The organism is Archaeoglobus neptunius, assembly GCF_016757965.1.
In the GTDB taxonomy this organism is placed as follows: Archaea; Halobacteriota; Archaeoglobi; order Archaeoglobales; family Archaeoglobaceae; genus Archaeoglobus; species Archaeoglobus neptunius.
Genome location: NZ_JAEKIW010000015.1, coordinates 26,090 through 48,691, shown reverse-complemented (window position 1 = coordinate 48,691; position 22,602 = coordinate 26,090). Strand labels below are relative to the sequence as shown.

Below are 22,602 nucleotides of genomic sequence, written 5' to 3'. Positions count from 1 at the left end.
AAAATCACCTCCCAAGCTCAACAGCTTTCTTGGCTCCCTCCTCCATCGTCTCCACAATATGAACGTTCTCTTTTTCTCTTGCAAACTCTTCCATTATTCTCCTGCCCTCTTCCTCATTTGTTCCTGCCAGTCTGACGACGATCGGAACCGAGATCTCTGCAAGTGCCTGTATCAAACCTCTTGCTACGTCATCACACCTCGTAATCCCACCAAAGATGTTTATGAAAACAGTCTTAACATTTTTGTCCATCAGTATCAGATTCATAGCTTCCCTCACAACCTCTGCTGAAGCTCCACCACCTATATCCAGGAAGTTCGCCGGTTTTCCACCCTGAAGATATATCAGGTCCATTGTTGACATCGCCATTCCTGCACCGTTGGCAAGAACTCCGATGGTACCATCAAGCTTTACATAGTTCAGACCCTTCTCCATTGCGATTCTCTCCGTCTGGTCAGCTTCGGTATAGTCTCTGAAGGTCTCAAGCTCCCTATGTCTGAATAGTGCACTATCGTCTATGTTCAGTCTTGCATCTGCAGCAATCAGGCCTTCCGGAGTTGCAACAAGGGGATTTATCTCAACAAGCTCCGCCTCATAGTGCATAAGGATGCTGTAAAGAGTTCTCAATATTGCATTCACCTCTTTCCAGTAATCTTTCGGCATCTGAGAGTTGATCAGAAGCTGCCTTATCTGATAATCCCAGAGTCCCCATTTGGGGTTTATTGTTACCTTTGCAATTTTCTCCGGATGTTTAACAGCGATCTCTTCAATGTCCATCCCACCAACGGAGCTGAGAATTGCCGTAACTCCCTTTCCTGCCCTGTCGACAGTTAGTCCTGCGTACATTTCCCTCTCAATCTGCACCAACTCCTCAACGTAAATTTTCTCGACGACATGACCCTTTATAATCTTGCCAAACAACTCCTTTGCCTTTTCAACAGCCTCTTCAACACTGAATGCCTTCATTATCCCTCCTGCTTTTCCCCTACCACCCACCAGAATCTGAGACTTTAGGACAACTTTTCCACCCAGTTTTCTCGCTATTGACTCCACTTCATCAACACTTACAGCTATCTCTCCCTTTGCAGTTTTAATCCCATGTCTGGAGAAAATTTGCTTCGCCTGATACTCATGAAGTCTCATAAAATCAGTCATTAAGAAGTAAATTAAATTTGCGGAAAAGAATTTTTAACCTCTCAGATACGCTGGTTATGCTCAGAAGGCCCAGTGACGCTGCCACGGCGGCCTGCCTCTCATTGCTTCTGGAAGTCTCTGGAAATCCCAAAGCCGGAAATGTCGATAGAGAGCATAATTTTGAAGATTTGAGGTACGAGCAGTTTCTGGCCTCCTCTGTTGGCGCATATCCGGCATTTCTGGAGGTTGCGGAGGGCAAAATGGGAATCGGGGAGGGTATCCTGATGGCCGTGAGAGAGAGCATGAAATGGCACAGGGCAGAGAATGTTCATTTCGGCGCGTTCTTATTGCTGGTTCCTCTGGTTTCAGCGTGGAGAGCTGGAGATAAGGATGGTATGGCAAACGTGGCTGTTGAAAATCTGAAAAGAACAGATTACGAAGACAGTCTGAGAGTTCTCGACGCCTTTAAACTTGCTAAAGCGAGAGTGATAGGCGCCGAGAAAATGAATCTCCAGAGTTCCGGGACAGAGAGGGAGATAGCTGAGAGTGGAGTAAACATTTATGGATGGATGAAGCTTGCTCCTGGAGAGAATCTTATAGCGAAAGAGCTTACAGACGGTTATCCCATCAGTCTTGCCGGTGCGGACTTCATTCTGAGTTCAGATAAAGATCCAAACGAAACGATAGTTTCTCTCTACCATTCTCTGCTTTCTCGCTATCCGGATCCTCTCATAATCGCAAAGAAGGGGTTTGATTACGCAAAAAAGATTATGGAGTATTCGAAAAACGCCGCCGGCAGTCCGGATAAGATCAGAGCGCTTGATGAAAGACTGCTAAAAGATGGGGCAAATCCAGGTACAATAGCGGATTTGACCGCCTCGTCAATATACCTTGCAATTGTGGAGGGGTGGAGAGTGTGAGACTCGCGGATTTTGGGTTTACCGAAGGTATAAACGAGATAATCGCCATTACCAGAAAAGCTGACGGCAGTCTAAACACTGCCCCCATCGGAATCATCGTTGAGGATTGCAGCTCAAGAATGGCCAGAGTCAGACTTTACAGATCACATACAAGAGAGAACGTGGAAAGAGAAGGGAGACTATTTGCGAATGTTATATGGGATGCTGTAATATTCGCACTGGCCTCATTTGATGATCTGGGGCCGGAATACTTCGAATCAATCAATCCACCGGTTATCAAAGGGGCAATGGCATGGTGCGAGTTCAGCGCCAGACTTGAGGGGGGTTATGCAGTGCTGGAACTTGTTGATGGTGAGGTTTTGCAGAGGCAATTCAGGGCAGTTAACAGGGGGTTCAACGCCGTGATTGAGGCTCTTGTGCATGCTACAAGGTTTGTTGCGATAAAGGATGAGGCTAAAAAAGCAGAGTTGAAAAACAGAATAGTATACTACAGCGAAATTGCACGGAAATGTGGATCTGAGAAAGAAAAAAATGCTTTTAAAATAATTCTGGAGAAGATTTAATCTTCCTCTTTCTTTTTCTTGGGTGGCCACGGGTGTATCTTTATCTTGTGATCGCAGAGCTTCTGTACAAGTTCGAGCTTTGGCTCCCTGAACTCAGCATAATCTTTCTCTTTAATGTAATCAAGAATCTGTTTCGCAACCTCAGTTCTGACCATAACTGTAGAGAATCTGTTTGCGCTTCCAACACTTCCGATGCTGACATCGCTGTCCACTGCCGTGAAATCCTGACACACCTTACATCCTGAAGGGATGATTTCTTCGAAGTCCTTTACAGGTATCCTCACTTTGCTGCCGTCTTTCATCTCCACAATGAACTTTCCCTTCTTTATGTCCGTTTTAACGGCATTTCTCAAGTCTGCGTTTGCCTTCTCAAGCAGGAATTCGTAAAGTTGGTGATGATAGAAGTTTTCAGTGCAGAAAAGACCGATGGAGAGTTTTACTCTTTGAAATTTCTTAAATGCTTTCTGCATTTTCCTGACAGCAGTTACCATGCATGGGGTTCCAACAAAACCCACAGCTTCCGACTTCAACACTGCTTCCTTCAAAGCAGGCAAAACGTCCGCATAAGAGTACTTCGTTCCAGTAATCTTGCGATCATAGAGCTGCTCTGGAGACTTTACAGTAACTATCTTCGTCCTCCAGTTGGAGTCTCTCGCAACGAAAATCGCCCTTTCGATTATGCCCATCTCGAGGGCTGAGGCTGTGAATTCTGTAACCATTGCCCCATCCTGCCCCACAAATCTCTTCGATCTTGCAGCAACAAGTTCCGTGTACTCTCCAAGACCGTTTTTCGGAGTGTAGTCCCATCTGGGGCATACCTTAATACATGCGCCGCAATCCACACACTCTTTAATCCAGTTGGGAAAGTCTATGGGAGCGTCTCCGGCTGTTATTCCCTCCACCGGGCAGATTGACGCGCATGCGGCGCAGTGACAGCAGTACCCAGTGTCAATCACCTCAATCTTCAGATTGCCAAAGTATTTTTTCTTGTGCTTCTTTTCTGGCAGAGGGAACTGCCACTCTCTCGCCATCATTCTCCCACCTCTTGAAGGGTCAAAATCTGCATCGGACATTGTCTCACACAGAGTCCGCAACCGGTACATCTGTCAGTGTGAACTTCAAGAACACATCCAGTCCCCGTAACTTCTTCGTCTATGCTGATCTCACACCTTTCAACCACAATCGCATTTTGCGGGCATACACTGGCACAGAGTCTGCAACCGATACAGCTTTCAGGTTCGATGCAGGCAGCCCTTCTTTCCCTAACCTTTACAGGCTTGGGCTCAACTTCAAGTCTGTCCAGCTCCTTCTTTCTCACAAGTTTCCATACGTTTTTGTCAACGTAATAGTCAACCGTGAATTTTTCTTCCCTGACCACCTCAGGGATTTTCATTATGTTCTTTGTGCTCAGTTTCATTTCTTCCATCGTCTTGAATGCCACATCATGAACCTTGCTTGTATTGAGAGCACCGGTCGGACAGCTGTCAACGCAGAAGTGGCAGAAAATGCACTTTGCGTAGTCTATCCCCGGGTAGGCGTTATCATAATACTCCATCTGGATAGCATTCGCAGGGCAGATTTGAGCACATCTGTAACAGCTTATGCATTTTTCCTTGTCAAAGATAATAAAGCCTCTAAAACATTCAGGGTATCTCCTCCTTTCTCTCGGATATTCAACTGTAATTCTGTCAGGCTTGATTGCCTGCCTTACAGCTTCTCCAATCGCCTCCGCATGTCTTTTGAGATTCTCAACAGGGTCCGTTTTAACTTTTCCCAGCCTGATCATGACAACCACACTCCGACAGCTCCACCAATTATCAGGGCAATTATGGAGAGTGCAAGCATTGATGTCCAGCTAATTCTCAGCGCCTGGTCAAGTCTGTATCTGGCGTATATCGACCTTACAATGACCAGTACTGAAATCACAACGAAGGTTTTTATCGTCATCCACAGCGGCCCGTTCAGATCTCCCAGGAGCGGGAAGTAAATTCCGTTCCACCCTCCAAGGAAGAGGATTGTGAAGAGCAGTGTCATGATATAGAGCTTCTCATATGCCAGAACCATGACAAGACCGAAAAGGATGCCCGAATACTCAACAAATGGACCGAATGCAATCTCCTGATCTGCCTCTGGAATCTCGAACGGCAGACGAGATGTGGCCATGAGCATTGCAATTATGTAAACAATGAAGGCCACCGGGTTGAGAACTGCTCCGGGAATTATTCCCTGCTTCTCAACTGCAACGTATGGATCACCGCTGCCATAAAGGAAGATCATGGAGATTACAGCTATCAGGAGCGGCACTTCATAGGCAAAATACATGAAGGCCTCTCTCACAGAGCCTATAAAGGCAAATCTGTTGTTTGCAGCCCAGCCTATGGCCACTATCGTTATCGGAATTAAAGCTATGAACGTTACGATTAGCTGGATTGCGTATGGAGTGTATATTCCGACAGCACTGCCCGCAGGAATGAATATCAGCGGAAGCAGCACAGGAATGAAGGCAAGTATGGGAAGCTGAACAAAATAGGGCCTGTGAGCATCTCTGTGAATTATGGCCTCCTGGAAGAAGTATCTGATACCATCCGCAAGAGCCTGAATTGCCCCTCTTAAAGGTCTGAAAACTTCCAGAGGTCCCACTCTCCACTGGATCCTTGCGGTTAGCTTTCTTTCGTACCACACGATGTAGAGCAGATAAACCATCAGGACTGCCAGTCCAGGCATTATTATCACTGAGAAAAAGGGTTTCCACAGTATCAGGGCAACTATTATGTTAATCAGAGGTATTTTCATCAGATAGTCGACTATTGGTGCAATCAGCGGAATGTTCATCATGTTTGAAGAGAAGATCTGGTAAATATAGTTTAGAATTTCTACAACCATCTCCATCACCCCTACCTATCAGCCTCCGGCGGGAAGTAGCCGAAACTTCCGTAAATTGCCTGCAAATCTGCCAGTCTTTCACCCTTCATCGATTCCATGAATCCCTTGAGGTAGAGCCATCCCGGACTCACGATTCTAACCCTGTACGGAACGTTGGACTCTCCATCGCTCACAATGGTGAAGATTATCGTCCCTCTGGCACCCTCAGTCAGTGTTGTGTATTCTCCAGAAGGAAGGACGATGTTACTCAGGCTGTCATAGAAAGATCCCCTTATGTCGCTTCCGTTTTCAGAGATTTGCTCGCTTATAACCCTGCCTTCAGGCATCTGCTTGATGCACTGCCTTATTATACTCAAACTCTGTGAAACCTCGTTAACTCTTACGAGGAACCTGCTGTAGCCATCACCTGCATCGGAAACGGGTATTTCCCACGTAAGTTCATCGTAAACCTCATAGGGTTCAACTTTCCTCACATCATACTCAACACCGCTTGCTCTCAGAAACGGACCCACAACGCCGTACTTTATTGCCTCCTCCCTGCTCAGTACTCCAACATCCTGCAGTCTTGCTATTACAGTCGGGTTCTTGATAAATATCCTCTCGAACGATTTGATTCTTTTTTCCATCGCCAGCGTCATGTCATAGATCCATTTCAGCGTGCTCTCATCAACATCTCTCCTCACACCGCCCGGTATTATGAATGAGGATGTGAATCTCGCACCGGTGACTCTGACAAGCGCCTCGCAGATCAGTTCTCTGATCCCAAACGGATACATGAAGCCCGTTGTGTGTCCAATGAACACTGCAAGAATTGCAGCATCGTACAGATGGGTTCCAACCCTGCAAAGCTCTGCGAGCATTGTTCTGATGTACTTGGCTCTTTCAGGAACCTCTATGTCAAGAGCATCTTCGATCACCCTGATATAACCCAAATTGAAGTTTGCGGCATCCATAATTGCCGGCCTCTCCACCAGAGGTATGTTCTGAATGTAGAGCCTGTTTTCTGCCAGCTTCTCCATCGACCTGTGGACATAACCGGGATCGGGGATTACCTCCTGGATTATGTCACCCTTTACCCTTACTATAAGCCTCATGTGACCGCTTCCCGGATGCTGAGGGCCGACCAGAACAAGGAAGTCGTCGCTCTTGTATGCATCCTCTACATACTCGGGAGGGATTGGGATAAACAGCGATCTCAGTTCGGCAGGAGGTGTGACCGGGACATCAATGCTGTACTCCTCCATTTTCATCACCTCGAGTATACCTCTTCTTCAAGTTTGAAGTCCTTCCTCAGTGGATATTCAGGAGCATCTGGAGCCAGAAGGAATTTCCTGCCCGTCCACGGATTACCCTCAAACACTACTCCAAAGAAATCATGCATCTCTCTTTCAAGGTAGTCCGCACTCGGAAACATCTTTGCAAGGCTTTTAACTTTCGGATTCTCCCTTGGAACATCCGCAAATACATTAACCAGCACGGGCATGAGCTCTTTAACGCTGTAGCTGGAGAAGTAATATTCCACTATGAACTTGTCCTCGTTTGGAACATCAATAACATTTACATTCTTGACATGGTCAAAGCCAATTTCTCTGAGCTTCATTGCAGCTTTAGGGATATCGCCCCTCCCGACCTTTATTGCAATTCTGTTTTTACCCGTTATCGTTACAGAGAGAGCATCAACCTTCGCTTTTATCTCCCCAACCAGCTTTTGCCCGTATTCCCACTCAACATTTTTTGGTACGTTGACGATCACAGCAGGAGCCTTTGAGATCCTTTTCGGACTTCTCGGCAGGACTCTCGGCTTTCTTCCACTTTCGAGGGGGACTTCTGGAAAAACTGCCGAGGTCTTTGCTTCACCCGTAACAATCTTTTCCTGAAGCTGTCTGATTCCCCTCAGCAACGCCTCGGGAGTGGGCGGGCATCCTGGAATGAAAAAGTCAACGGGAACGACATCGGACGGTTTAACCATGTGATATCCATTCCAGAAAATGCCGCCCTGCAGACCGCACGCTCCCATTACAATAACAAACTTCGGGTCTGGCATCTGTTCCCACGTGATTCTAAGAACCTTTGCCATTTTCCTTGTAATCGCACCTTCCACAATTATCAGATTCGTCTGCCTTGCGATACCGTAGTTAAGCGCTCCTATACGTTCACCATCATAACCACAGGCAAATGCGTGTGCAAGCTCTGCCCCGCAGCAGGCAGTAACGAGGTGAACCGGCCACAAACTCCATCTCGTCCCCCACTTCTTCAAGGGCCCAAGTGGACCGCTTCTTATGAAATCGACAAATTCATCCATGTACATCACCTCTGAGTTTTGCAATTTCAAGTGAGTAGTGATAGGCCACGTAAATTGCCGGTAGCATCAGAAGGAACGCCAGAATCGTTAAGGCAAATACATCCAGAGTTGGTGCACCTGAGAAAAGCAAAAGCAATACGAGAATGGGTTCGAACGCCATGAACATTATCATGAAGCCGATGTACTGCATGGGCAGAGTCCACTTGGGAATGCCGAGTGGCGGGTTGCCCGCCTCAAATCTTGACATCTTAACATCTGTTGGGCGATATCTGGGGAAAAGCTTCGCCAGTAAAAGCACCGCAACATCGGTAATCAGAGCCACTGCAATCACGATCACCACAATCAGGGCATTTTCAACCAGGGTCATTTATCACACCCCCTTCATCAATGAAACCACATCTACAAACCACACTGGCGGTATCAGAGTTAGAAGCATGGCCACACTTGCAAATAGCACCACTGCATTGGCCAGTGAGAACTTCCATCCTGTTCCAAGCAATCTTGCCAGCCTGACGTAGTACGGTACAGAGATGGCCGAATTCAGCACAAGAATCACTGCCAGCCAGATGTAGCTTGAATAGACCAGAGAGTAGATTATGAAGAGCTTACTCCAGAACCCCATCAAAGGTGGTAGACCGATGAAGGAGAACGTGAGCATGTATGCGGTTATGGGAGACGTTCCGCCATTCTTTATGCTTGCGAAATAGCCTATCTTGCCAAATGAATTTACGAATAGCTGCAGAATACCTCCTGCAATGGCAAAGTAAACATACTCCTTTCCTGCAGTTATCGCAACAAAGGTTGCTAGAATGTAACCCATATTTGCAACAGTCGAGTAGGCAAGAATTCTGCTTGGATCGTTGGTGGTCAGAGCGCCAATGTTTCCTGTGAACATGGAAGCGGCTGCGATTAAACCTACAATCAGCATCAGCATGCCAATGGATGGCGTCGCTGTTGCAATAATTATTTTGTAGGCAATTATGAACGGGACAAATTTGGCAAGTGAGGCGATTATTGAGACAGGGATAGGATCGGCAGAGGAGAACACATCCGGAACCCATTCGTGTACAGGAGCGACACCTACCTCCATGCACAGACCAACAATGAGCATCAGGAAGGCTATTGAATATATCAGGGAGTTGGAGTTGGCAGAATAAAGCAGCACCGCGCCTATGAGAAACAGTACGGTCGCTATGACCATAAATGTGACGTACTTGATGCCAACATCCACATTCACTCCCTTGTCACTCACCATCGCCAGCAGGTAGGTCGGTACTGAAACCACAACGAATAAAGTTAGCATAACCGCCAGGTCATCAACGACAAAGGCGTAAAGTGTAGCAACCGCCATTATGCCAATCATTGCATAGTCAGAGCCTGCAATCTGATTCTCCCTTATCACAAACAGAGAGAGAAGGTTCAGAACTGCAACGAATGCTATCAGCGCTGAATAGATGGCGTTTCCTGAAACTGCCACCAGAAGGACTGCAAAAATGCTGAGTACAAATGAGATTCTCTTGTCTTTATAGCTTGCTGCAGATCCTAGAGCCAGGATAATCAGAGATGCAAGCAATTCCGTAATCATAATATCCACCCCGCTGCCACAGCAACCACAACAATCAGCATCACGAACCCTATAACGATCTGGAGGTACCTCTCAAGTTTCCCATTCTGAATGAATCTTATACCAACGGAGTATACCTCAAACATCTGTGGAATTGCTTGGTGGCAGGTATAGTCAATAAGCCTGTTTCCATACTCGACCACCCTTGCAACTGCCCATCCAAACTTTGGAACTATGTAGTCGTTCAGAAACATCATATACATTCTATCTCCCAAGAATTTCCCAACCGGAGACTCAATCTGTGGTTTAAACAGTCCTATCGAATACGCAGCAATCACTATCAGGCCCACAGTTAAAGACGACGTGACAAGCCCTTCCTGGAAGAACTCCCTGAACGGCTCCACATGGGCGGTAAGATACAGTCCGAGTATCACGAAGAGCATGGAGACCATGACCAGGTATGCGGAGCTCATTATCTCCCCGCCGTGAAGGTGCAGATGTACCTTCTTACCCTTGAAGAAGTTCATGCTCAGGAATTTACCGAGGAAACCGGAGTAAATTGCAGAAATCGTTACGAGCAGTACCAGAGGTATATAACCGAACTCATGCTCGAGAGTGTGCATCACTCCATCCATTCCGGACTTTACCCAGTATGCGGTAAACGGCGGTATCCCCGAAAGGCATATTGTGGCCACCACAGTAGCGACAAATGCGGCCTTGAGCTTCTTCGCAACCTCGGTATCACCACCAAGGAACCTGTCGTGGGTTTCATGAATGAGGTGTCCGGCAACTAGGAAGAGAGTTGCCTTTGCAAAGGCGTGGGTGATCAGATACCAGAATGCAACTAAAATCGCAAACTTCCCGATCCAGTAGCTTGCTGCTGCGGATGCAAACATCAGGCCAAGGCTGGACATCGTCGATGCTGCAAGCAGAACCTTTCTCTCGAGAGAACTTGTTGCAACGAGAGCACCGTAGAGGGAAGATGCAAGGCCTAGGAACAGGACGAGGATGTACACGTATTCGTAACCCTCAAGGTGCAGTTTCCAGGGCTCTATATACCAGCTAAGCCTCATGAAGAGGTAGGTTCCGGCAGCAACCATCGTTGCAGAGTGCAGCAATGCACTGACGGTTGTTGGGCCGGTCATGGCCGTCATCAACCATTCGCTGAAAGGTAGCTGAGCTGACTTGGTGAAGGGCCCCATCAGAAAAGCAATCATGAGGATAACAATGCCAACAACACCAATCTTCTCCTCCAGTCCCGCCCACGGGATTTCGCTGATGTTGAGAGTTCCTGTAAGCGCAAAAAGGGCACCGATAGCAAAGAACATTGGCATATCTCCAACCCTAATTGTCGAAATCGCTCTCCATCCACCGGTGCTTGGTGACCAGAACATGTTCAGTCCTGCTACTTTCCTTTTCAGAATCCCAACATAGCTGAGTTCATCATCGTCCCTGAACCAGTGCCCGATGAGGCCCCATGAGGCTATGCCAAGACCTTCCCAGCCTATTAGCAGCATCAAGAGGTTGTCGCTGTAAACAACAAGAAGCATTGATGCTGTAAACAGATTGAAGAAGAACCAGTACCAGCCAAGCCTGTAGTCATCTCTCATATACTCGAGACCGTAAACCCCAATCAGAAATGCTATCACTGCAGTCAGAGCACCCATGAGCTTGCTGAGGTAGTCAAAGATGAAGACAAAATTGATGTTGAACTCCGGGAGCCAGTAAACTGTATACTTTATCGGCTCAGCCTCGGGAGATAGCTCACCAACATTGAACAGGATGTAGATGGCAATACAGAGGGAGATGAAGAGGCCCAGGACAGAAAGAACCGGCAGCTTTCTCGCCCAATCAGGTCTGGGATCCATGCCCCAGGCTATTGCTATTGGAAAGCTGGCTATGATTGGTGAAAAGAACAACAAGGCCAGGAGCTCCATCATGGTACCACACCTCCAATTCCGAATAGAATCTTCATTCCGTTGAGCAGTGCTGTGGAGAGCGGTGGAAATATGAACGCAATACTAAAGAATGCTATTACATACAGCGGAAAGTCCAGCAACCTGTTTATTCTCGGCTTCTCGTATCCGGCAGGTTTTCCGTAGTAGATTATTTTCATGGTATAGAAGCTGTAAAGCCCAGAAATTGTGAAGACGAGCACAACTGCCAGAATCACAGAAAGATTGAAACCGTATATCTGGGTCAGTCCTGCAAGAATGTAGAACTCTCCGAACATCCCTATTGTCAGTATACCGCTCAGAGTCATGAAACCCAGTAACGCCGCATTTGCCACTGTTGGTACGTATTCATGCATTCCGCCCATTTTGTTAACGTCTCTTAAGCCGTGGAATGAGGCGATTATCGCACCCGCAGTCATGAAAAGGATTGACTTTCCAAAAGCATGGCTCATGTACTGTATAACCACACCAACAAGCCCGTAACTGCCGAGGCAGAGTGCTATCAAAACGTATCCCATCTGGGATACCGTCGAGTAGGCAAGAAGCCTCTTGTAGTCCTTCTGCTTGAAAACGGAAAATCCCGCATAGACGCTTGAAATTACTGCGTACGCAATTATGATGTCCCTGTACTGGGTAATAAACGAGGAATCCACCATGTAAATTCTGAGCAGGACGTATCCTGCAAGACCGACAGTCAGGGGACTTAGGAGAGCGCTGACAGGTGTTGGAGCTTCAGCGTGTGCCCATGGCAGCCATATGTGCGGCCCGAGACCTGGAAGCTTAACGAGCATTCCGAGGAATATCAGGAGCCACGGTAAAAACCCAATAACCTTCAGGCTGTGAAGGGCGAGGGTCTGATTTTCGAAACCAACCATGAGAAATCCAAGCAGAGCAAGAACTCCTGCGATATGCGTCCAGACGAAGTACAGTATCCCGACCCACTGTCTATTGCCGTATCCGTACATGTAGATTAGCAGGAAAGATGCCAGGAGGGATATTTCGAGAAAGATGTAGAGCAGAATGAGATTACCTGCATAAACCAGCCAGAGCATCGCAACAGCATACAGATTGTAAAGGAACCAGTATTTTCTGAATTCCCAGTTTGTATCCTTTGTTTCTCCAGCTTCCAGCATTTCTTCAAACCTGTGTTTCATGTAGGGCCATGAGTAGAGGGCAACCATTGCTGAGACAAGGCAAATGGTGAAACCAAAGGCGTTGCTTATCGGGTCTACCAGAAGGTAGAAATCTCCGATTGGAGGGCCGAGATTGATCAGCGGGATTTCGAATTCCTGAAGGGTGATGAGAAGGCCGAGAGTGACCGCCATGGGGATGAGGAAGGACATCGCAGAAACCCAAGTTGCGATCCTCGGTTTGAGTGCCGGTAGAATAAAGGTCACGAAAAGGGGAATTAGAATTGAAATTGCCAGAGTATTTTCCAAACTCATATGCTATCCCCTCCCACAGCCACCTTTTCGACTTCTATACCTCTCTTTCTTCTGTCGAGCATTATTATGGCGGTAATCAGGACCAGCAATTCACCACTGCTTGTAAACGCAGTAACTATGGCCACTGCATACGCCATAGAGGGATTTATGGAGAACAATGGTAGAATAGCCAGAAATACTGCTGCGAACATCAGTTCAAGGCTTATGAGAAGTCTTATGAGGTCCTTGGATGAAACCGCTGTCAGATAAGCAATCAGTAAAATCGCTCCGGAAACAGTTAAAATTACGGAAAGCTGAGAAACCCCTACATCGATCACAGGTCAACCCCCCGTGCAAGTTTTACTGCGGATAGCATCATTACAACAACGAGTGAAAAGAGGAACACAACGACAAAGAAGTAATCGGTTGGCAGTGCTGAAAACACCCCCTGATTCGTTATCTCCAGGTTTTCAACAGCAAGGCCGTAGTAGGCGTAGGCCAAAATCCCGAAGACGATGATGACTGGCAGCGTCCAAAACAGACTCACCTGCCGTGATACTCTAGCCCTGTAGGTTGCAGCCACAGCCACCGTAACTATCCCAACTGCCCCAACAAAAATGAGGGCCACTATAACAACCACCGGTTGCAAATTGAAGGCTGCGTAAATCGCTGCTACGAAAAGCATGGTAACCGACATGTACAAGGCAGCGTAGAAGTTATCTTTCGTCAGCAGAACACCGATGGATGATGCAACTGCAAAAACGCCTGCGACAGCAATTATCAGTGTCTCGATGTTCATGTCAGCAACTCAAAGCCACAAACTAATAAATTTTACTAAATCAGTAGAACAATCCTACCTTTTTAAGGCAGTTTAAACGTTATAAATTGAGAACCTCATTCCAAACTTTCTGGCGATATCCCAGCCGTTTCCAAAGTCTCTGCTGAGGTCAATCAGAAGTACTGCGAACTCATCAATGCCGTAGGGATTTGCACAGGAGCCAATGGTTATAACCCTGCCATCCTGTTCCACTCTGAGCACCTTCTTTGGCTCGTGAGATCTTATTACAGCCCTAACACCAAGCTCTTCAAGCAGCACATCCGTTGCCTTTTTACCGTAAAAGTACATCACACCCCTGTTGTGATTTTCCCCGCATTCTTCCCTCTCCCAAGGATCGTTCCACATGATCTCAAGCATCGTGTACTCATCTGGTTTTGAGACTTCTGAAAACCTCAATCCATCCACGTCAATCATGCATTTTTTTGTGGGAACTCCACCGTGGGCCAGCCACAACTTGTTCTCGATGAGGGCTGAAACCGGCATTTTCTGCCACATTTTAACAAGTAATTCATAGATCTCTCTCCCCTCCTCACCTAGCCTCTCCTCAAGCTGATATGGGAGTTCATGAGGATAAACACCCGTATTTTCGTGGTTACCTCTTAAAAGCAGAGCTCTCTCCTCCAGAAAGAGTTTAAGAATTTTCTCGTAACACTCAATCGGGTATTTTCCCCTATCTGCGTAATCACCGAGAAAAATTGCATAACCTTTAATTTTCTTCTCGATTATATTTAAAGCCTCAATGTCTGCATGCACATCACCTATGACTGTAACGAAATCCTCCTCAATTATTACCATCTTCTCTTTCGGCATGTTGCTGGCAGCTTCCTCAATCAGCTCGGTGAGGTACATGCTGAATGTGATACACAAAGACTAATAAATTGCGCTCTCATTGACATGTCATGGAAAAGAAGTGCCCGCTCTGTGGGGGTATCATGATTAAAGGAAGGACAAAACAGGCGGGATATGCCAGATACTTCTGGAAGGAACCGTGGAGAAAAGGTCTTTCGAGGCTTGGTGGAGGAGTGTACCCGTATCCGTGGCTCTGTCTTTCATGCGGTGCAGTAATTCCATACGTTGAGGAGAGAGAGCTGGAGAAGATAAACAAAGAGTACGAAAGAGCGAAATTGCAGGGCTTCAGGAATTAAATTTCTGTTGATAATCTGTTCAACTATCTTTAAATCGGCGATGCCAGACACATTTTTATTCTGAAATAAAGGATGGGCAAGAATGTTCAGAAGGGGTCTCGTCGCCAGCTTTCCCATAGTAATCGGTTATCTACCTGTTGCCATGACCTTTGGAGTGGTTGCAGTTTCGCTGGGGTTCGGCAAGGTTAAGGCAATTCTCGCATCAGTTCTGATATTTGCTGGAGCGAGCCAGTTTGCGCTGGTTTCATTATTTCCCGACTCCCTTGTAAACGCTGTGGTTATCCCGGTAATCTTAAATCTGAGGCACGTTGTGTATGGCTACATCCTCTCTCAGAAATTTGAGATCAGAAGGCCGGCTCTGACAGCATTTGGGTTGACAGATGAAGTTTTTGCCGTATCTCTGGATAATTCATCAGATGTAAAGAATGAGAGATTCGTGCTGGGTCTGGAGGTCGGAGCCTATCTTTCCTGGGTTTCAGGAACGGTCATTGGAGTTCTCAGTGGAGTAGTTTTGCTCTCAAATAAAATTCTGGCCCCTTCCCTGTTGTTCTCACTCACCGCTTTGTTCTTCGTGCTCCTGATTTCAAATCTCCGGAATTCCAGACCGCTATCTGCAATTATTGGCGGGAGCATAGCACTGCTGTTCCACTATTTAGGCAGCACCTCCACCGGAATACTGCTCGCAGCCATCCTGACGCCATTGATGCTCAAAATGAGGAGGTGAGAGAATGCTGGAAGGCTATGCTGCAGTAATACTGGTTGCAGTCGGTACGTACCTGACAAGATTTTTGCCGATGATTTTTGGTGAAAGACTCAGAGGATTCGACAGGGATTTGATCGTGCACTCGTCAACGGCCATACTTTCGGCGCTATTCGTCACTTCTTTCGTGTCTTTTCCGATTGAGGCGAAAAAGGAGGTGACAGGCATTGTGGCCTTGGCTTTTGTGTTTGCGACCTACAGAAAATGGGAAAATCTGGGTGTTTCCGTGCTTACTGGTGTGATGGCACATCTGGTGTTATCCTACTATCTGTCCCAGGTTTGAAGGAAAAACTTTAACAAAAAATAATAAAATACTTTTTCCATGACATCAAAAAGAGATGTTGCCTCCACACTCGGGAAGGAGTATGAAATGAGAAATACCGGCTGTGCCCAGAGCACAATTGCTGCAATTTTCGATAGCCTCGGAATTTGGAGTGAAAGCGTTTTCAGAGCTGGGACTGGTCTTGCAGATGGTCTCGGACTAACAGGAGATGGCAGCTGTGGTGCACTGGTCGGAGCATCGATGGTGATCAGCTATCTCTTTCCGAGGGAGAGGGAGAATTTTGGCGACATGTTCAGGGCAATGAAAGCCTACAGGCTTGTAAAGGAGTTGCATGACGAGTATGTTCGGGAGTTCGGTAGTTGCAGATGCCAGGACGTGCAGAAAAAGCTCATGGGAAGATCGTTCAACCTCTGGGATCCGAAGGAGTTTAATGAGGCTGTAAACAGCAACATGATGGAGTACTGTTCAAATGTCGTTGCATGGACGGCAGGAAAAGCCGTTGAGATAATTGAACTGCACAGGGAGAAATAAACTCAGCTTACAATCTCTTTCGTTACCTTTGAGATATCCATTCTGGACACACGCCTAATTGAAGGAATCAAAGCCAGAAAAACCACCAAAAAGACTGCGACCACGGTCAAAATGTATGTTCTTGGATATATGACCATTGGAAGATAGTATAGTTCACTCTCAAAGGATGTGAAAAATCCGTAGGCTGTAGAGTATGCTATTGGCAGTCCGATTAGTAACCCCACAGAACCGAGAATTATGCTCTCGAAGATCAAGGACAGCGCTATCTCTTTTGGTGTATATCCGAGCATTCTGAGTGTCGCAAACTCTCTGCTCCTCTCGATCACACTTATTGTTGTTGTATTGAAGATCGCTGCAAAGCCAAGGGATGCTCCAAAGAGCAACGAAAATGTAACAAACGCATAAAAGAACCCCATAATCTCCATTACAGACTCGTGAGCTTCGGATGTCGTGCTGACTTTCCTAACACCATCAATGCTCCTTATCTTTTCAGCAACTTCCAGAACCTTTCCATCCTCGGCATCCACAACTATGGTGTTGTACCCCCTGTTTCCGGTAATACTATCAAAGTAGTCGAGGCTTGTCACCGCTACGGGAAACAGCGGAATGTATTCAAGACTCTCAACCTCTCCAACAACTTTTCCAAATTCTGTGTACAGCGTCACCTTCTCGCCATTGACGAGAGAGAGGTTTTTTGTCGCAGTTGTCGAAAAAATTATGCCATGCGAAGCTATCAGCTTTTCCCCCTTCACGTTGTAAACGTTGTATAGGTTCTGGAAATGAGAGGCGATTAAAAGAGTTGAGCTTACAACCCCGCCCTTCTCAACGGAAACAACAGTCTCGACTAGTGGTTCTGCATAAAGAACTCCATCCATGTGTTTTATCCTTTCCAGAATTTTTCCATCATCATAATTCTGGAGGTTTACCTTCACATCGTATGAATAGACCTTCCCGAACTGCAGATTCATAACGCAATCGAAGGAGTCGATGAAAACCATGGAATTGAGGATCAATGACGTGCAGGCAACAATGCTGAAGAGCGAGATTGCTGTCCTTTTTCTGTTTCTTGCAAGATTCCTTACTGCAAGGCTGTATATCAGTTTTAATTTTAAAATTCTGGTGAAAAATTTTGATATTAAGGTTGTAAACCCCTCTCCAAATGTCTCCTCTGAATAACCCCTCAAAGCTCTGACAATGTTGATCTTCGCTGCGTTTCTTGCAACAAAAAGGCCGGAAATCAGGGGTGTGAGTATGCCTGTTACCACAGCAGCAAGAAAGATTTCCGGGTGGGGTTTTGATACAAAATAGGGCAGATTGAGAAACTTCACGTATTCGGACGTCAGTATCTGTGATGCAACGTAGCCAGCGGTCACTCCAGCAATTGAGGCAGAAATTCCGACAAGTGCAGGATACCACATGTAGTGCCTCAGGATCTCTCCTTCCGTGAATCCAAGAGCCTTCATAACTGCAATATTTCCAAACTGTAATCTAACGATTCTGGAAAGGAGAGCGTAAGTTGAAAAGACGCTTATCAGAAGAAAGAAAGCTGGAAAAAGGACCGCCAGACTTTTAAATCCCTCGAGGTCTTCCTGCAGGAGTCTTCTGCTTACCTGTTTTTCATCCGTGTGGAACTCTTCAACCCTGTTTCCAAGAACCTGGAGAATCCTGCTCAGTATCTCATCCTTCCTGCTCTCATCACTTACCTTAATCTTCAGTTCGTTGTATTTCTGGCCGAGTGACAGCATATCCTTCTCCGGGATGTAAACGATGGCGAAACTACCGGGAGAAGGTGTAAAGGATTCTTCTCCCTCCTCGTAAATGAGTATAAACTCGGCAGAGTAAACAAGGGCTGAGATTTTCTCCTTGTATTCCCTTTCACCCAGCCTTACGGTCAGCGGGACGTTGGGCTGGAGACCGTGGTAGTCTGCAAACTTCTTAATCACAGCAAATCCTTTCTTCCCTTCTGCGATGTAAAGCCTGTCTATCCTCTCATTCTCTGGAAGGGAAATTACCTTGGCAGGATACTCTCTGCCGTTAACGACAACCTTTCCATCGGCAACCATCCTCGGCTGAACGTCAAGAACACCATCTATTTTCTTTATCTTGTGAATATCCTCTTCACTGAGTTCTGCAGCCCTTACACTGATGTCTTCAAAATTCGAACTCTCATAAAAGCTCTCGTATGTGTCGTGGAGGTTGAGATACGCCAGGTAGAAAGAGCAGAATAGCATTATTCCAAGGAAGAGGATGAAGATCGTTGCTACAAACAGACTTTTCTGCGATTTAACATCCCTGAAAAGCTTGGTCCTGAGAATTTTACCACTTGAGGTCATACGGCTCCATTGGGGATGGATTTTCAACTATGCGGTCTATCCTCCCGTCCTTGAGGTGAACTATCCTGTCGGCAATGGCAGAAATCGCTGAATTGTGTGTGACGAGGATAAAGGTCACCCCTTCCTTCTTGTTTATATCCCTCATTACCTGAAGAACGGTCTTTCCTGTTTCAAAGTCCAGGCTTCCCGTCGGTTCATCTGCAAGGATCAGCGGTGGATTTTTGACAAGTGCCCTTGCTATTGCCACCCTCTGCTGCTCTCCACCGCTCAGCTCAGAAGGGAAATGATTCGCCCTCTCTCTCAACCCAACAATCTCCAGAACTTCCATTGTATCTCTCGGTTTTTCAACCAGCGAAGCGGCAATCTCAACGTTCTCCATTGCTGTTAGGGTGGGTATCAGATTGAAGAACTGAAATATGAATCCAATGTTCTTCCTTCTGTGCAACGTCAGATCCCTGTCGTCGAGTTGCGATATGTCCACGCCATCGAAAATTATGCTCCCCTTCGTAGGTCGGTCTATCCCACCTATAATGTTAAGCATCGTCGTTTTCCCGCAGCCAGAAGGGCCCAGCACAACCACGAACTCACCCATCTCAATTTCAAGGTCTATTCCCCTCAGCGCATTGACCTCCACCTTTCCCATTCTGTAGGTTTTCCACACATCCCTCAGTTCAAGCATCGCTTACTTCCTCCCGAACTTAAAGTATGCTGCAATCCCAGCAACAACCAGAATGAAAACCGCCGCCAGTATCTCTGCCGTATAGTTTGAGGAAAACACGTAAACCGTGAAGCTCCTTTCCTTTTCGTGTACTTCAAAGGCCTGATCCATGTAGCTGATTCTGGCCTTTACCTCATGATTGCCGTCAGCCAGAGCTTTAAGCTCGAATGTGGCAGTGGCAGAGTCGCCGCTTTCGAGGGTGCCTATAAAGTAGCTGTCTCTCCCCTCAAGCCCCTCAGGAAAGATCAGTCTGATCTCAACAGCTTTTGCATCCTGTTTTCCGCTGTTTTCAAGCTGAATTGATAGCTTGAAACTCTCTCCTGCGTGAACTTCCTGGGGTGAGGTGTAAACTCCTGCAAGGTCTATGGAAATTTTTCCGTACTCGGCCACGTAAATCGGTATGTCGTATTTCTGACTCATGTTGCCGTTTGAGAGTACGAGACTCAGTCTGTAGTTCCCGCTCTTTTTCGGAGCTTTGAGAGATAGGTTAGTCGAAACACTCTCTCCGGAATCGAGCCTACCTATGTACTTTGAAGATTCTCCTTCGAAACCTTCAGGCAATTCAAGTTTCACCGACAGGTTATTGAAATTAGAGTTTCTGGATGTGAGGACGAGCTGAAGGGTAAAGTCCGAGTCAACGTAGATCTTTTCCGGAATTGTATGGGCCCTAATGCTGATTTTCGGAACAGGAGTTATTCTGAGAATCACAGGTACATTCTCCACACCGCTTTCACCAAACTCAGACCTGTAATTCAGTCTCAGGTTCGCCTCGTAAACACCCTCCGCCGCATTTCTATCAGCGCTTACAGTCATATAGACCGTTTTGGTTTCTCCTCCACGCCACGATTCAATCAAAACAGGCTTTGATGTTACGTAATCCGATATGAGGCTTAATACAGCGCTTTCAACGCCTCCACCCGTATTTTTGATTTCAAGCTTCACAACCCTGCTCTCCCCCGGCTTCAGGGATATCTCATCCCCGGTGTAGATAAAAGGGGATGCATAAACCAGAACGCCAAAAATTGAATTTATGGCGTAGCTTTCGCTGTTGTTGGTGTACGTCAGCTTCACCCTTACTGAGTATATCCCGGACTTCTCAGCATATGCCTTGATCTGAACAGAGGTGCTGCCAGCAGAGAGGTCTCCGAGATTCAGGAAAAGGATCGATTTCTTCTCTCCGTTGTCAATAAAATAAAACCCATCCTCGTTCTCCTGAACAAGCAGCCCAAGATTTCTGGCATCGGTACCCGAATTTGAAATATCTATTGAAATGATGAAGTAGCCTGGCGAGGGTTTTTCCGGTATTGTATGGTAGCCGACACTCACAATTGGCTGGGCATTTGCAGAGGCAACCAACAACAGGAAGGAAAGAAAAACCAGAATCCTCATTCTCTCACCCTCTGACTTTCAACAAACTCCAGTGCAATTCGTCTGTACCTGTCAGGCTCTCCGATGTCGCAGTACAGCGAATAAATGGACAGCCCATCAAGCATTGCGGCGATAGCCAGGGCGGTTTCTTTCGGATACCGGCACCCCTCAAAGAGCGGCTGAATTTTTTTCATCGCCTCCTCAAAAGCAGTCTTAACCTCTTCCACTTCGCCCTGAAGGTAGCCGAAGGCATAGAACAGGAACTCGATTAGCTCTCTCCTCTGCTTTATGAAACCTACTCCGTAGTTCACAAAATCTTCGAGACTTTCAGGATTGAACTCATTAAGAATGCGGTTAAACGCATGCAGTACGGTGGCTTTTATCAGATTTTGCTTGTTCCGGAAGTGATAGAAGATGAGACTTTTCGAAACTCCTGCCTCTCTCGCAATTTCTTCAACGCTAACATCATGAGGTGGTTTGGCTGTATAAAGCTTTAAGGCTGCATCGAGGATTTTAACTGACTGGTCAGTCATATTCTGAGTGCCGATCAAATAATATAAATCTTTCCACCATCTTCGGCTGACATTCTGAAAGAATCCCCGATCCAGAAAGTCGGGCAATCTTTAAAAATTTAAAACCAACTAAAACGCAGAATGAGGTTCAAAATCAAACACACTCTCGACAGAATGCGTGCTGGAAAGATTAAAACCCGTCATGGTAGCTTTAAAACTCCCGTCTTTATTCCCGTAGCAACTCTGGGCGCCATCAGAGGCCTGGATAACAGGGATCTGAAGGATATGGGTGTGGAGGTTATTCTGGCAAACACATATCACCTCCACCTCAGGCCGGGCGACGAGCTGATCAGGGAACTTGGCGGGCTGCACAAATTCATGAACTTTGATGGGGCGATCGTAACGGACTCGGGTGGCTTTCAGGCTTTTTCACTGGGCTTTGGGATGGAGCACGGGGTGGGAAAAATAGCCAACAACATATTTCTTGAGGGTCTGAAGGAGGAAAGATTGAAGGAAATTCAGAAGGAGAGGAAAAAGCTTGCTTCTGTAACTGACAGGGGAGTGAGATTTAAAGACCCAAAATCGGGCAGGATTGTTGAGCTAACACCAAGAAAATCCATGGAAATTCAGTCAAATCTTGGTTCTGACATTATTTTCGCCTTTGATGAGTGCACATCTCCCCTGTCAGACAGAGCCTACACAGAGAAAGCTCTGGAAAGAACCCACAGATGGGCTGAGGAATGTCTGGAATACTACGACAGGAGACAGGCACTTTTTGGTGTCGTACAGGGGGGAGAGTATAGGGATTTAAGGGAGAGATCTGCAAGATTTATGGCGGAGAGGGAGTTTGCAGGCTATGGAATTGGAGGCTCACTGGGCAAGAGCAAGCAGGATATGCTAAACATTCTGGACTGGGTGATTCCACTGCTGCCCGAGGAGAAGCCAAGACATCTTCTGGGTATTGGGGCAGTCGAAGACCTGTTCAACTGCACAGAAAGAGGTGTGGACATGTTCGACTGCGTCGCTCCTGCAAGATGGGCAAGGAGGGGGCATCTCTACATCAGCCCGGCTGAGGGTGGAAACAGGAAAAACAAGTTCCGGATTCACATAAAAAACTCCGGATTCAGAGAGGATACGAGACCCGTGGACAGGACGTGCAAATGCCTCGTCTGTCAGAACTACTCCAGAGCTTACCTCAGACACCTCTATACGTCCAACGAGCTCCTGTACTTTAGACTCGCCACCTATCACAACCTCTTTTTCATCATGAGCCTCATGGATGAAATCAGAAGGTCCATTGAAGAGGGCACCTTTTACGAGCTCAAGAGGGTATGGCTTGGGGTTGGGTGATTTTAAGTTTTGTTATACAGA

At 46.7% G+C, this 22,602-nt stretch carries 24 protein-coding genes; 7 read left to right on the top strand and 17 right to left on the bottom strand.

Translation table 11 applies throughout. The annotated features are described in order from the left end of the window. Nucleotides 1–4: 4 nt before the first annotated feature. On the bottom strand, nucleotides 5–1,141 hold the full coding sequence (sucC, locus tag JFQ59_RS11330) for an ADP-forming succinate--CoA ligase subunit beta (protein WP_202320617.1): 1,137 nt from the start codon (nucleotides 1,139–1,141) through the stop codon (nucleotides 5–7). Nucleotides 1,142–1,209: 68 nt separating this feature from the next. Between sucC and JFQ59_RS11325 the strand changes: the two genes are divergently transcribed. Beyond that, a complete protein-coding gene (locus tag JFQ59_RS11325) occupies nucleotides 1,210–2,052 on the top strand; it encodes a triphosphoribosyl-dephospho-CoA synthase (RefSeq protein ID WP_202320616.1) in 843 nt (280 codons plus the stop codon). Beyond that, nucleotides 2,049–2,615, top strand: a complete 567-nt coding sequence (locus JFQ59_RS11320; protein WP_202320615.1) for a DUF447 domain-containing protein — start codon at nucleotides 2,049–2,051, stop codon at nucleotides 2,613–2,615. The genes JFQ59_RS11325 and JFQ59_RS11320 overlap by 4 nt, the downstream gene beginning before the upstream one ends. Here JFQ59_RS11320 and JFQ59_RS11315 read toward each other — a convergent pair. The 12 genes from JFQ59_RS11315 to JFQ59_RS11260 form a co-directional block, all read right to left on the bottom strand. Beyond that, nucleotides 2,612–3,649 carry a Coenzyme F420 hydrogenase/dehydrogenase, beta subunit C-terminal domain gene (locus JFQ59_RS11315; RefSeq protein ID WP_230972480.1) on the bottom strand — a complete coding sequence of 346 codons (1,038 nt, stop codon included), beginning with the start codon at nucleotides 3,647–3,649 and terminating at the stop codon, nucleotides 2,612–2,614. The two genes, JFQ59_RS11320 and JFQ59_RS11315, sit on opposite strands and share 4 nt — an antisense overlap. Then, the gene (locus tag JFQ59_RS11310) at nucleotides 3,646–4,401 is read right to left on the bottom strand and encodes a 4Fe-4S binding protein (protein WP_202320632.1); all 756 of its coding nucleotides are present in this window, start codon (nucleotides 4,399–4,401) and stop codon (nucleotides 3,646–3,648) included. Before JFQ59_RS11310 ends, JFQ59_RS11315 begins: the two co-directional genes overlap by 4 nt. Further along, a complete protein-coding gene (gene nuoH / locus JFQ59_RS11305) occupies nucleotides 4,398–5,498 on the bottom strand; it encodes an NADH-quinone oxidoreductase subunit NuoH (protein ID WP_230972479.1) in 1,101 nt (366 codons plus the stop codon). The genes JFQ59_RS11310 and nuoH overlap by 4 nt, the downstream gene beginning before the upstream one ends. Nucleotides 5,499–5,509: 11 nt before the next feature. After that, nucleotides 5,510–6,742 (bottom strand): NADH-quinone oxidoreductase subunit D, encoded by a 1,233-nt coding sequence (locus JFQ59_RS11300; RefSeq protein WP_202320612.1) that lies wholly within the window; start codon nucleotides 6,740–6,742, stop codon nucleotides 5,510–5,512. A gap of 5 nt (nucleotides 6,743–6,747) precedes the next feature. Beyond that, nucleotides 6,748–7,800, bottom strand: coding sequence for an NADH-quinone oxidoreductase subunit NuoB (gene nuoB, locus JFQ59_RS11295; RefSeq protein ID WP_202320611.1), 1,053 nt, complete (start codon nucleotides 7,798–7,800; stop codon nucleotides 6,748–6,750). Then, complete coding sequence (gene ndhC, locus JFQ59_RS11290; RefSeq protein ID WP_202320610.1) at nucleotides 7,793–8,167, bottom strand: NADH-quinone oxidoreductase subunit A; 375 nt, start codon at nucleotides 8,165–8,167, stop codon at nucleotides 7,793–7,795. The genes nuoB and ndhC overlap by 8 nt, the downstream gene beginning before the upstream one ends. A 3-nt stretch (nucleotides 8,168–8,170) precedes the next feature. After that, entirely contained in the window at nucleotides 8,171–9,385 is a 1,215-nt protein-coding gene (locus JFQ59_RS11285) for an NADH-quinone oxidoreductase subunit N (protein WP_230972478.1), read from the bottom strand. Further along, nucleotides 9,382–11,304: an NADH-quinone oxidoreductase subunit 5 family protein gene (locus tag JFQ59_RS11280; protein ID WP_202320608.1), complete on the bottom strand. Its 1,923-nt coding sequence runs from the start codon at nucleotides 11,302–11,304 to the stop codon at nucleotides 9,382–9,384. The genes JFQ59_RS11285 and JFQ59_RS11280 overlap by 4 nt, the downstream gene beginning before the upstream one ends. Continuing rightward, nucleotides 11,301–12,764, bottom strand: coding sequence for a complex I subunit 5 family protein (locus tag JFQ59_RS11275; RefSeq protein WP_202320607.1), 1,464 nt, complete (start codon nucleotides 12,762–12,764; stop codon nucleotides 11,301–11,303). The genes JFQ59_RS11280 and JFQ59_RS11275 overlap by 4 nt, the downstream gene beginning before the upstream one ends. Further along, nucleotides 12,761–13,081 (bottom strand): NADH-quinone oxidoreductase subunit K, encoded by a 321-nt coding sequence (locus tag JFQ59_RS11270; RefSeq protein WP_202320606.1) that lies wholly within the window; start codon nucleotides 13,079–13,081, stop codon nucleotides 12,761–12,763. The genes JFQ59_RS11275 and JFQ59_RS11270 overlap by 4 nt, the downstream gene beginning before the upstream one ends. Then, nucleotides 13,078–13,542 (bottom strand): NADH-quinone oxidoreductase subunit J, encoded by a 465-nt coding sequence (locus tag JFQ59_RS11265; RefSeq protein ID WP_202320605.1) that lies wholly within the window; start codon nucleotides 13,540–13,542, stop codon nucleotides 13,078–13,080. Before JFQ59_RS11265 ends, JFQ59_RS11270 begins: the two co-directional genes overlap by 4 nt. A gap of 72 nt (nucleotides 13,543–13,614) precedes the next feature. Continuing rightward, nucleotides 13,615–14,430: a metallophosphoesterase gene (locus tag JFQ59_RS11260; protein WP_202320604.1), complete on the bottom strand. Its 816-nt coding sequence runs from the start codon at nucleotides 14,428–14,430 to the stop codon at nucleotides 13,615–13,617. Between the two features lie 50 nt (nucleotides 14,431–14,480). Here JFQ59_RS11260 and JFQ59_RS11255 point away from each other — a divergent pair, with 50 nt between their 5' ends. The 4 genes from JFQ59_RS11255 to JFQ59_RS11240 all read left to right on the top strand — a co-directional run bounded on the left by JFQ59_RS11255 (nucleotide 14,481) and on the right by JFQ59_RS11240 (nucleotide 16,300). Beyond that, nucleotides 14,481–14,726 (top strand): hypothetical protein, encoded by a 246-nt coding sequence (locus JFQ59_RS11255; RefSeq protein WP_202320603.1) that lies wholly within the window; start codon nucleotides 14,481–14,483, stop codon nucleotides 14,724–14,726. An 82-nt stretch (nucleotides 14,727–14,808) separates the two neighbouring features. Beyond that, complete coding sequence (locus JFQ59_RS11250; protein WP_202320602.1) at nucleotides 14,809–15,450, top strand: AzlC family ABC transporter permease; 642 nt, start codon at nucleotides 14,809–14,811, stop codon at nucleotides 15,448–15,450. Nucleotides 15,451–15,454: 4 nt separating this feature from the next. Beyond that, complete coding sequence (locus JFQ59_RS11245) at nucleotides 15,455–15,769, top strand: AzlD domain-containing protein (RefSeq protein ID WP_202320601.1); 315 nt, start codon at nucleotides 15,455–15,457, stop codon at nucleotides 15,767–15,769. A gap of 39 nt (nucleotides 15,770–15,808) precedes the next feature. Then, nucleotides 15,809–16,300: a C-GCAxxG-C-C family protein gene (locus JFQ59_RS11240; protein ID WP_202320600.1), complete on the top strand. Its 492-nt coding sequence runs from the start codon at nucleotides 15,809–15,811 to the stop codon at nucleotides 16,298–16,300. Nucleotides 16,301–16,302: 2 nt separating this feature from the next. On the opposite strand, the gene JFQ59_RS11235 is transcribed toward JFQ59_RS11240, so the two are convergent. From JFQ59_RS11235 to JFQ59_RS11220, 4 genes are read right to left on the bottom strand one after another with little or no spacing between them, the layout of a single operon-like run. After that, nucleotides 16,303–18,633, bottom strand: coding sequence for an ABC transporter permease (locus JFQ59_RS11235; RefSeq protein ID WP_202320599.1), 2,331 nt, complete (start codon nucleotides 18,631–18,633; stop codon nucleotides 16,303–16,305). Continuing rightward, nucleotides 18,617–19,312 (bottom strand): ABC transporter ATP-binding protein, encoded by a 696-nt coding sequence (locus tag JFQ59_RS11230; RefSeq protein WP_202320598.1) that lies wholly within the window; start codon nucleotides 19,310–19,312, stop codon nucleotides 18,617–18,619. Before JFQ59_RS11230 ends, JFQ59_RS11235 begins: the two co-directional genes overlap by 17 nt. Nucleotides 19,313–19,315: 3 nt before the next feature. Further along, on the bottom strand, nucleotides 19,316–20,740 hold the full coding sequence (locus JFQ59_RS11225) for a COG1361 S-layer family protein (protein WP_202320597.1): 1,425 nt from the start codon (nucleotides 20,738–20,740) through the stop codon (nucleotides 19,316–19,318). After that, nucleotides 20,737–21,252: a TetR/AcrR family transcriptional regulator gene (locus tag JFQ59_RS11220; RefSeq protein WP_202320596.1), complete on the bottom strand. Its 516-nt coding sequence runs from the start codon at nucleotides 21,250–21,252 to the stop codon at nucleotides 20,737–20,739. Before JFQ59_RS11220 ends, JFQ59_RS11225 begins: the two co-directional genes overlap by 4 nt. Before the next feature lie 120 nt (nucleotides 21,253–21,372). On the opposite strand from JFQ59_RS11220, the gene tgt reads away from it, so the two are divergent. Beyond that, nucleotides 21,373–22,581: a tRNA guanosine(34) transglycosylase Tgt gene (gene tgt, locus JFQ59_RS11215; RefSeq protein ID WP_202320595.1), complete on the top strand. Its 1,209-nt coding sequence runs from the start codon at nucleotides 21,373–21,375 to the stop codon at nucleotides 22,579–22,581. Nucleotides 22,582–22,602: the final 21 nt, after the last annotated feature.